Annotated in this window: 10 protein-coding genes and 1 pseudogene; 7 read left to right on the top strand and 4 right to left on the bottom strand. The window is 59.0% G+C overall.

Annotated elements, in window-relative coordinates; translation table 11 throughout:
- Positions 1–165: 165 nt before the first annotated feature.
- Together NW815_RS12865 and NW815_RS12860 are read right to left on the bottom strand one after the other, a co-directional pair.
- On the bottom strand, positions 166–366 hold the full coding sequence (locus tag NW815_RS12865; protein ID WP_041436785.1) for a DUF2811 domain-containing protein: 201 nt from the start codon (positions 364–366) through the stop codon (positions 166–168).
- A 615-nt stretch (positions 367–981) separates the two neighbouring features.
- Complete coding sequence (locus NW815_RS12860; protein ID WP_414416087.1) at positions 982–1,656, bottom strand: RibD family protein; 675 nt, start codon at positions 1,654–1,656, stop codon at positions 982–984.
- 106 nt (positions 1,657–1,762) lie between these two features.
- Here NW815_RS12860 and NW815_RS12855 point away from each other — a divergent pair, with 106 nt between their 5' ends.
- The 3 genes from NW815_RS12855 (at position 1,763) to clpS (ending at position 4,623) form a co-directional block, all read left to right on the top strand.
- Complete coding sequence (locus NW815_RS12855; RefSeq protein WP_414349609.1) at positions 1,763–2,158, top strand: hypothetical protein; 396 nt, start codon at positions 1,763–1,765, stop codon at positions 2,156–2,158.
- Between the two features lie 140 nt (positions 2,159–2,298).
- A complete protein-coding gene (locus tag NW815_RS12850; RefSeq protein WP_414389993.1) occupies positions 2,299–4,140 on the top strand; it encodes a hypothetical protein in 1,842 nt (613 codons plus the stop codon).
- Positions 4,141–4,317: 177 nt separating this feature from the next.
- A complete protein-coding gene (gene clpS, locus NW815_RS12845) occupies positions 4,318–4,623 on the top strand; it encodes an ATP-dependent Clp protease adapter ClpS (RefSeq protein WP_011434126.1) in 306 nt (101 codons plus the stop codon).
- Here clpS and cobT read toward each other — a convergent pair.
- Positions 4,572–5,699, bottom strand: coding sequence for a nicotinate mononucleotide-dependent phosphoribosyltransferase CobT (gene cobT / locus NW815_RS12840; protein WP_414389991.1), 1,128 nt, complete (start codon positions 5,697–5,699; stop codon positions 4,572–4,574). The genes clpS and cobT overlap by 52 nt on opposite strands.
- A gap of 150 nt (positions 5,700–5,849) precedes the next feature.
- Between cobT and NW815_RS12835 the strand changes: the two genes are divergently transcribed.
- From NW815_RS12835 to NW815_RS12820, 4 genes are all read left to right on the top strand, one after another.
- Positions 5,850–6,173, top strand: a complete 324-nt coding sequence (locus tag NW815_RS12835) for a DUF1825 family protein (RefSeq protein WP_011434128.1) — start codon at positions 5,850–5,852, stop codon at positions 6,171–6,173.
- Positions 6,174–6,202: 29 nt separating this feature from the next.
- Positions 6,203–6,652, top strand: coding sequence for a Fur family transcriptional regulator (locus NW815_RS12830; protein WP_414343835.1), 450 nt, complete (start codon positions 6,203–6,205; stop codon positions 6,650–6,652).
- Positions 6,649–7,152: an AbrB family transcriptional regulator gene (locus NW815_RS12825; RefSeq protein ID WP_414330730.1), complete on the top strand. Its 504-nt coding sequence runs from the start codon at positions 6,649–6,651 to the stop codon at positions 7,150–7,152. The genes NW815_RS12830 and NW815_RS12825 overlap by 4 nt, the downstream gene beginning before the upstream one ends.
- A gap of 74 nt (positions 7,153–7,226) precedes the next feature.
- Positions 7,227–7,922, top strand: coding sequence for a chorismate pyruvate-lyase family protein (locus NW815_RS12820; RefSeq protein ID WP_414389989.1), 696 nt, complete (start codon positions 7,227–7,229; stop codon positions 7,920–7,922).
- Positions 7,923–8,047: 125 nt separating this feature from the next.
- Here NW815_RS12820 and NW815_RS12815 read toward each other — a convergent pair.
- Positions 8,048–8,312, bottom strand: a pseudogene (locus tag NW815_RS12815) (radical SAM protein); the annotation flags it as partial.

The following is an 8,312-nucleotide window of genomic DNA, read 5'->3' as shown; positions in this document are numbered from 1 at the left end:
AGCTTATTATTGACTAGAGTCATGCTCTTTTTTGCCTCTTTTGAGATCCCTTTCACTTCTTAGCCCCCTCCCCCCAGTGTCCAAATGACAGCAGTGGGACAGGATCCCTACTCAGGCTAACAAAAGGTTCCCACTGCCCCGGTTTTCACGGGCCATCCTTGGGGCTCAGTTGCGGCGAAACAGGCTGTCCAAGTAGATGCGTGCCGCCCGCCGGTCGCTCTCCCCGCTTTGGAGCAGGAATAACGAGAGCGCTGCCGTCACCACCCGATCCTGATCCCAGTCGGGATGGCGGGAGAGGTAGTTTTGGAGGGTGTCATGCAGCTCCTCGGGAATTTCACTCAAAATGCTAACGCTGTGAGAACTCATAGTCCAACCACTCACTCGGGGTCAAGAGGGGAGAAAACGGTATCCCGCAAAACCTGCGGCCACAGCCAAAACTTGGGCAGCTCGAACAGAGCGAACCCGCAACATCAAAACCCAACCTAGATAGGCCAAGAGCCTCAGCAGGCTCGCAAGCAGAAAAGCAAGCAATATAGGTTCATAGCTTGCCCCTATCCCAGCGGATGGGAGGGAGGGCATGCACAACTGTTCCTAAGCCTGTCGTGGGCTGTAGAACAGATGAAGTCTTTTCTGAGGAGAGCGGTTGGGAACACCTCCACACCACTCACCCTCAGGTGCGGCTATTCTGCCCTTTAACCCACGGGGGGTGTCAATCCCAAGTCAGGGATCCAACCGGACAAAAGCTCTCCATTGGCCTTGATGGGATGGGAAAAAATGGCGCGATCCCGTTACGTTTCTCAGGGTGTAGTCGCCTGAACCTTACCGACCTCAACTTTTCCACAGAAACCCCCGATGCCGCCCCCCGAGGAAAAAGCCCTGTGGAAAACGGCCCGCCCGCCTGTGGAAAGCCTGGGGAAAACCTGTGGATTTCCGGGAAATCTGAATTTGTCCAAAAATTTTTGTGTTTGTGTCGAGCATTTCTCAGGGCCACTCGACTCGGTAGCGCAAAAACAGCTCCTTGGAGCCACGGCGGCATTCCAGCAGCTCCAACTGGGGCGGGGATCCCTGCACTTGCCAACCCTCAATGCTGGCAGGCGCATCGGCATATCCACTCAGCAGCACCGGAGCGAGGGTAACCCACAGCTCATCCAAGGCCCCTGCCTGGAGAAATGCCCCCAAAAGCCGCCCCCCGCCCAACAACCCCACCCGTTCAATGCCCAAGCTGCGCAGGCGGGCCAGCCGTGCCGGCAGATCCCAATCGGCAGCCACCCAGATGTCCTCAAAGCCGGTTCGGTTCTGCCAAATTTGGGATCCCTTGGGAGTTGTCCACAGCCAACGGGTGAGGGGCTGGCGAAAAAACGGCAAATCCTCAGGAATATCCCCGCTGTCGGAACAGATGATCGTCAGGGGCTGGGGAGAGAGGCCCTGAGCGGTTCTGCGTTGGATCAACTCGGGATCCCGAATACGCAGACTGGTGCCGTAGGCCCGCAGAGTGGCGGCCCCCATGATCAAAGCCTGTTGCTGGGCAGCTTGGGTTTCCAAGTGCCGATAGTCCTCAGGGCTGCTGAAGGAGGGCCTCTGCGCTCGATGGGCTGCGATCTTTCCATCCAAGCTCTGGGCAAAGATAGCTACCAAATGGGGACGATTCAAAGGCAAGATCGCTGGGAAAGGGTGGGCAAACCCCACAAATTGACCAGAATAGAGTCAGGCATCGCCGGGGGAACCGTGGCACCGGTCACCAGAGCGCCCACGCGGAATGGATATGCTAGGGACATTTCAATCCTCCACCATCCGGGTTGAAGTCGAGGCCAGTGCATCGACCGTGCAGCGCTGTCTGACAGAGGTGGGATTGTTGCAGCAGTGGATCTGGCCCCAGCAACTGCAGGGATCCCTTCCCGAAAGGCTGGAGCTGGGCAGCACCTTTGCGGCCCAATGGGGCCCCCTCTCGATCATGCACCAGGTGGAAACCCTGCTGCCGGAACGGCTGCGCCTGCTGATGTGGGGAGGAGCCGATGGCTACTGTGACTGGCTGTGGGGGAACGGCTGGGTGCAGTTGCGGGTAGAGGCCGTCTCTCTCCTGCCCTTGGGCTTGGGACAATTGCTGATGCTGCGGCGGCTGCAACAGTTTGCCCAAAGCCAAGAACAGCGCCCCTCTTAGGACTTAAAAAGCGACCTTCCGGCAAAATCCGTGGATCCTCGGCTTGACAAAATGCGTTTCGGTTGCGGCATGCTACTTCTCTAAGGATTTTCCACTACGATAGTTGTAGCAGAGCTTACTCTTCCCGTCCGAGAGGCCCAATGAATCCGCCGACCAGCCCCACCCCAACCGCCATCGAGCAGGAAAAGTTTGAGATCCGCTTGGGAGAAGCCCTCAACCGAGCAGGACTGCTCACCCCCGCCCAACTGGCTCAGGCCATGTGGGAAAAGGCCGACAACCCCTTGATGTTGGGGGAGCTGTGTATGCAGCACGGCTGGGTTGCCCCCCGAGATCTCTACCCATTGATTCCGGTCGAATTGGTGCGCATCGGCGAGATCTTGATGCTGCATGGGTATCTGGAGCTGGAGCACATCCATCAGGCCCTGATTCAGCAGCGGCAGCACCCGGAGCGCAAGCTGGGGGAGATCTTGGTGAAGCAGGGCTGGGTGCAACCCCACTGGTTGGAATGGGCCTTGGACAAGCAGCAGCGGCTGCGGCGCCAGAAAGGAGCTGCCAACAGTTGGGAGGTGATGGTGGAGCAGTGGTCCACCATTCCCGATCAGCCCCCTCTTTATGTCTCCCCTCTACAGGTAGCCCAAGAGACCTACAGAGTTACCCAGCAATACAAAGCCCAACTGGAGCGCTACCAAGAGCAAATTGCTATCTTAGAAGCGCAACTGGAGCAACAGCGGCAGCAGCAACAGCTCCTGGTCGAACAATCGCTGCAGCAGGTTGCCGACCATCAAGCCCGCCAGCAGGAACAGCAGCAGCGCATTGCCCAATTGGAAGCCCAAATTCAACAGGAGACAGAACAACAAAAGGCTGCCCAACAGCGCATTCGGGAACTGGAGGAGCAACTCCAAGCCCAGCAAACTCAGGGATCCGCGCAACTGCAAGCCGCCCAAGCAGAGCTGGAGACCCTGCGGCGCCGCTGCCACGAGCTGACAGAATGGCAATCTCAAGCCAAACACAAGCTGCAAGAGCTGGGATCCCGATTGCAGGAGCAGCAGAAGATACAGCAGGCTCAGGCACAGCAGCTCCAAGAGCAAACCCACCTGCGTCATACTCTGCAGCAAATGGAAGCCCAAGTGGCCGCCCTGAACCAATCGCTGCAGGAGCACCAACATCAACTCCAACTGGCCCAGTCCACGAAACAGCGCTTAACTGCCGACCTAGCCCACGTTCGCCAAGAAGCTGCCGAGGCCACCCACCGCTTGCAGGTGCAGCTCCAAGAAACCCAAGCCCAACTGCGAGAAACTCAAGATCGCTTGCAGGAAGCCCAAGCCCAAGTGAGCCAGCTCCAGGCCCAACTGCAGGCGGCCCAAGCGGAAAACCGTGCTCTAGCCGCAGCGTTAGCCGAAGCCCGGCGAACTTCCCCACCTGCAGCTGCACCGACCCCAGCTCCAGAGAAAGCCCGGCCAGAGACAGAGGATCTCAAGGCCCTGACCATAGCCGACTGGGCAGCGGAACTGAGTGCCCCAGAAAGCGAATTGCCCCCGCAGCAATATTTGGGGGAAGAGGACTTGGAAGCTCTACAGCGGGCTACCCCCTGGGTACAGCGGGTATTGACCCAATTGCGGGCGGCTGGCCTAATCGACAATGCCGGCATCGAAACCGTCATTCACGCTTGGGAAAAGGAAGGGGGCACCTTCACGGATGTGCTGGCCCACCACAGCGGCCTCAAGCCGGAGACCGTCAAATTTTTCAGCGAAGGGGGCTACTCCGTTCAACTGGCAGGGGGACGCCACGTGGCCGACTACCTCAAGGCTTCTGGATTGGTCAGTGCCACCCAAATCGAACAGATCCAGAAGCACCTGCCGCCAGGGGGATCCCTGTGTCAGGCCCTTGCCCAAGCCGGGATTCTACGCCGGGCCACTGCCCTGTATTTCGAGCGCCACTTCGGCGGGCAAAAGCCCCGCCGCCCGCTGCGGGAAGAGCTTTAGAGGAACCATGCTCTATCGCTGACGCCAACGACCGACAAGGGATCCGAATACAGACACAAGCTGCCAACAAGATGCCAATTAGACTAGAAACTAGATAGAGATAGATCATCAGAAGCGACCGGTTTCTCACCCCTGAGAGACCCAAGTTACTCGGTAGTTGTGTCGATCTCTTCTGCTATGACTACGGAAGCTCCAACTCGACCTGCTCAGCAGTTCTCGCCCTCGAGAACCCAGGTTCGCCAGCCCTACCCCCACTTCAAGGTGATCGTCTTAGATGACGATTTCAATACCTTTCAGCACGTTACGGAATGTCTGCTGAAATACATCCCCGGCATGACTTTGCCCCTAGCGCGGCAACTGACCGTGCAGGTGGATGCCGAAGGGCAAGCAGTTGTTTGGGTCGGCCCTCAAGAACAGGCGGAGCTCTACCATCAGCAATTGCTGCGGGAGGGGTTGACCATGGCCCCCTTGGAGCCGGCCTGAAGCACCAGGCGTTCGTAGCTGCGCTCAACTGCTGCCAACAGCTCCGCTTGGCCCCAACCGGCGTGAAGGCTGCTGGCAATGGCCAGCCCACCCGCCCCCACCCCTTCCTTGACATAGCCCTGCTCGTAAGCCTGTAGAGGCAGATAGCGGCTATTGGCAAAGCTCAGTTGGGTGGCCAAAAGGGGAGCAACCCCCAACAATTCTGCCAAGGCCACCGTATTGCCCGAGGGATCCTCTGCCACCCAGCGGGTGGTTCCCACCACCACGTTCTCCGGGGGCCAAGGGATCCCCTGCTCTTCCCCCCAGCGCTGCATCAAGGCCAGCACCGCCAACATTTGGGTTCCCCCTGCCAGCAGCACCGCTCCCCGTTGCGCTGCGCCCATCGCCAACCCGGCCACAAAGGGCTGCATGGGATCCCCCACTGCCGCCACCACCTCAGCAGCAGAAGCTCCCCTTGGCAGACGGGCCAATCCCTGCCGGGCCAAGGCCAGCTTTTGGGCGTGGTTGCAGACCGGGTGGCTGCTGTTTACCATGCCCTCTGCTGCCCACCCCAGTCCCAACAACACCGCCAGCGCCGTGGTGGTGCCCCCTGCCACACACTCCCCAATCACACAGTAGCCTTGCTCCAGCCGGGATCCGCGGTCGTACCCTTCTTGCCAAAGGGATCCCACCTGCTCCAAAGACAGAGCCTGTCCTGTGCTCAAGCAGCGGGCCACTCCCCCAGAGCTCACCATTTCTGCCCCCGGCAAAGGTTCCGGCAAGCCACAATCGAACACTCGGCACGGGATCCCCAACTCCCTCAGGATGGCGCAGCTGATCACCACTGGGGAAGGATAGCCATCCGGAGAGGTGGGCAAGCGGTGAGAATGGCCCGCCAGCAACACTTCCCCATCGGCAAGAGCTGTGTAGCGACGCAAGGAGGGGGTAGCGCCGGCAGCCGAAATGCCCGGAACAAGAGCCGTTTCGGTAAACCCCAAGCAGGCCAGAAACAGAGGTCGGGATCCCTGCACCCGTTCGCACCACCGCCGGGCCACAGCCGGCTGAGTGTAAGCCTTAACGCAAGGAAACGGAAGCATACCGGACACCGAGGCAAACAAGCCAGAGTCTATCCTGAGCCAGAAGGGCGGGATCCCGTACTCGCAGGAGGGGTTGCCTCCTGCTGAGGCAATCGGATTCGGATAGGATGGGTATACCCAATGCAGTTTATTCAGGGCAAACGGAAGGCCATGAGCTTCTTCGACTCTGAGATCGTACAAGAGGAAGCCAAGCAACTGTTTCAGGATTTCCAAAACCTGATGCAGCTTGGTCAACGGTACGGCCAATTCGACCGGGAAGGCAAAAAAATCTTCATCGAACAGATGGAGGAGTTGCTGGAGCGCCAGCGCATTTTCATGAAGCGGCTGGAACTCTCCGACGACTTTATGGCTCAAATGACCATCAAACAACTGCAAACTCAGCTTGGGGGGTTTGGGCTCTCCCTGACCCAAATGTTTGACCAGATGCACCAGACCCTAGAGCGCATGAAAGCTGAGGCAGACGCTGAGCGTTGACCCCCAAGAACGACCTACACGAAGGGATCATGTCTTCTTCCCGCCAGACCCGCAACCAGAAATTGATTCTGGAGGTGCTAGAGCAGCAGTCGCAGCCCCTTTCGGCGCAAGAGATCTTTCTGGAGTTGCGCAATGCCAACCACACCGTCGGTCTGGCCACGGTTTATCGAGTTTTGGATGCTCTGCGCAATGAGGGCAAGCTGCAAGCGGTCAACTTGGGAGACCAGCAGACCTACTACCAGGTTCTGCCCAGCAATGGCCACAACCGCCACCACCTGATCTGCACCGAATGTCGGCGGGTGGTGCCTTTGCCCGATTGTCCGGTGGAAGATTTGGAGGCACAGCTTTCCAGCCGATACCAATTTGCGATCGAGTACCATGTGCTTGACTTCTACGGCGTCTGTGCCCAGTGCCGTAGAGGGGTTGGGCCAAGCCCGGACTCACAGCGTTCCTCTTTTCTCAAAGCTAAGCCCAAATGATGAGCTATCTCTGGACGGTGTTGATCGGGCTGGCCGGCGCCCTGATCGGGGTCAAGCTGAGGCTTCCGGCGGGAGCACTGGTGGGCTCCATGGTGGCGGTGGGTTTGGTGAATGTCTGGGGAGCGATCCCAATTCCCGCTCCCCCAGCCGGGATCCGTTTTGCCATGCAGGTGGTGTTGGGCATTCTTTTGGGTACTAAGCTCACTGCCGATACGCTTCTGGCCCTGAAAGATCTGTGGCGACCAGCCCTGCTCTGTACAGTGATTGCGGTGGGCACGGGGGTCTTGTCGGGGTACCTGATCTCCCGTTGGCTGGGGATCGAGCGCTTGACTGCCATCTTGGGCACAGCTCCAGGAGGCATTTCCGACATGAGCCTGATAGCCCTGGACATGGGAGCCCAAACTAGCACAGTGGTGGTCATGCACTTGGCACGCCTGATCAGTGTCGTCGTGGTCGTCCCCTGGGTGGTGCGGCTGTTGGTTCAGCCGGGCACGAGCTAGGAAACTCCTCAGAGCAGAGATGGTGGGTGGGTTAGACTAAGGGCGATACAGAACTTAACAACTGAACCGCTGCCTTGGAACTTTCCCCTTCTCCCCTCACCTGCCATGCCGACGCTGCCGGATCCCCTTGGAGCGCTGCTCTCCGTTCTGCAGATGGCTCTTTGGGCAATGTCTCCTCTGGCCAAGGCGATTGGTGGCCTCTACAGCTGCATTGGCAGGGGGAGCCAGACCCGGTACAGCCTGAGCTGGTGCAGGTGGATCCCGTGCTGCGCTTGCTGCTTTTGGGGGATGGCTTTACCACCCGTAATCTTGCTGCCTTGATCCAAGAGCCGATTCAGGCTCATCTGCTGGACACGGGCCGGGTTGATTTACAGGCAGAGCAGGGCACTGCCCCCAAGTCCATGCAACAGCTGGCCAGAGATTTGGGGCGGCTGGGATCCCCTTTGATGCGGCGGCGGGTTTGGCTGTGCGGGGCAACCTCTCAACAGCCCTTGCTCTATGCCACCTCTTGGTGGAACTCCGAACATCTGGTTCAATACTTGCCCCATCCCGATCGGCCCATTGGCCAAAATCTGATCCAAGAAAAACTGGAGACCTTTCGCGAGCTGCGCGGCCTTTACCACGGCGAGGCAGACCCGGTTGCCCGGCTGCTGCAGTGTCCCGGTCCCTTCTGGGCTAGGCATTATCTTTTGTTGCACAGGGGCCAGCCTTTGACCGTCATCTACGAGGTGTTTTCTCCACGGCTGGCCGCAAGGGCCCTGTCCCGCTAGCGCGACGGAGACCTCCAACGGCGCACGGCTGCGGTGATGGCAGCTGCCACCTGCGGATCCAATTGGGCGCTGGCGGAGATGCGCTGATAGTCCTCCTAAGGTTAGAGAGGCTGCCTGGCCAAGATCTAAGACACGTAAACCCCTGTTAGAGGCGCGCTCAGGGCTTCTTCCAACTCTGCCAGGCCAAGACGACGCTCCAGGATATCCATCACCTCGCGGCCAAAATCATGGGGGTTGCGATCCCAGGCTTCCAGACACACTTCCCCAAAAAAGGATCCCAGGGGTTCTGGGTTCCAGAGCAGTTTGCGCGCCGTCCAAGGAGTCATGTGCATGGGGTTAAAGCGGTCGTCGATAACACCGATTTTGCGGGCAAAATCTTCTAGATGAGTG

The organism is Synechococcus sp. R6-7 (assembly GCF_047461695.1).
GTDB lineage: Bacteria > Cyanobacteriota > Cyanobacteriia > Thermostichales > Thermostichaceae > Thermostichus.
The sequence above is the reverse complement of the archived record's forward strand: the minus strand, read 5'-3'. Positions and strand labels throughout refer to the sequence as shown.

Coding starts and splice junctions, on each gene's coding strand:
- NW815_RS12865 (WP_041436785.1), bottom strand. CDS start 366: ATGAGTTCTCACAGCGTTAGCATTTTGAGTGAAATTCCCGAGGAGCTG.
- NW815_RS12855 (WP_414349609.1), top strand. CDS start 1,763: ATGCTAGGGACATTTCAATCCTCCACCATCCGGGTTGAAGTCGAGGCC.
- NW815_RS12850 (WP_414389993.1), top strand. CDS start 2,299: ATGAATCCGCCGACCAGCCCCACCCCAACCGCCATCGAGCAGGAAAAG.
- clpS (WP_011434126.1), top strand. CDS start 4,318: ATGACTACGGAAGCTCCAACTCGACCTGCTCAGCAGTTCTCGCCCTCG.
- cobT (WP_414389991.1), bottom strand. CDS start 5,699: ATGCTTCCGTTTCCTTGCGTTAAGGCTTACACTCAGCCGGCTGTGGCC.
- NW815_RS12835 (WP_011434128.1), top strand. CDS start 5,850: ATGAGCTTCTTCGACTCTGAGATCGTACAAGAGGAAGCCAAGCAACTG.
- NW815_RS12830 (WP_414343835.1), top strand. CDS start 6,203: ATGTCTTCTTCCCGCCAGACCCGCAACCAGAAATTGATTCTGGAGGTG.
- NW815_RS12825 (WP_414330730.1), top strand. CDS start 6,649: ATGATGAGCTATCTCTGGACGGTGTTGATCGGGCTGGCCGGCGCCCTG.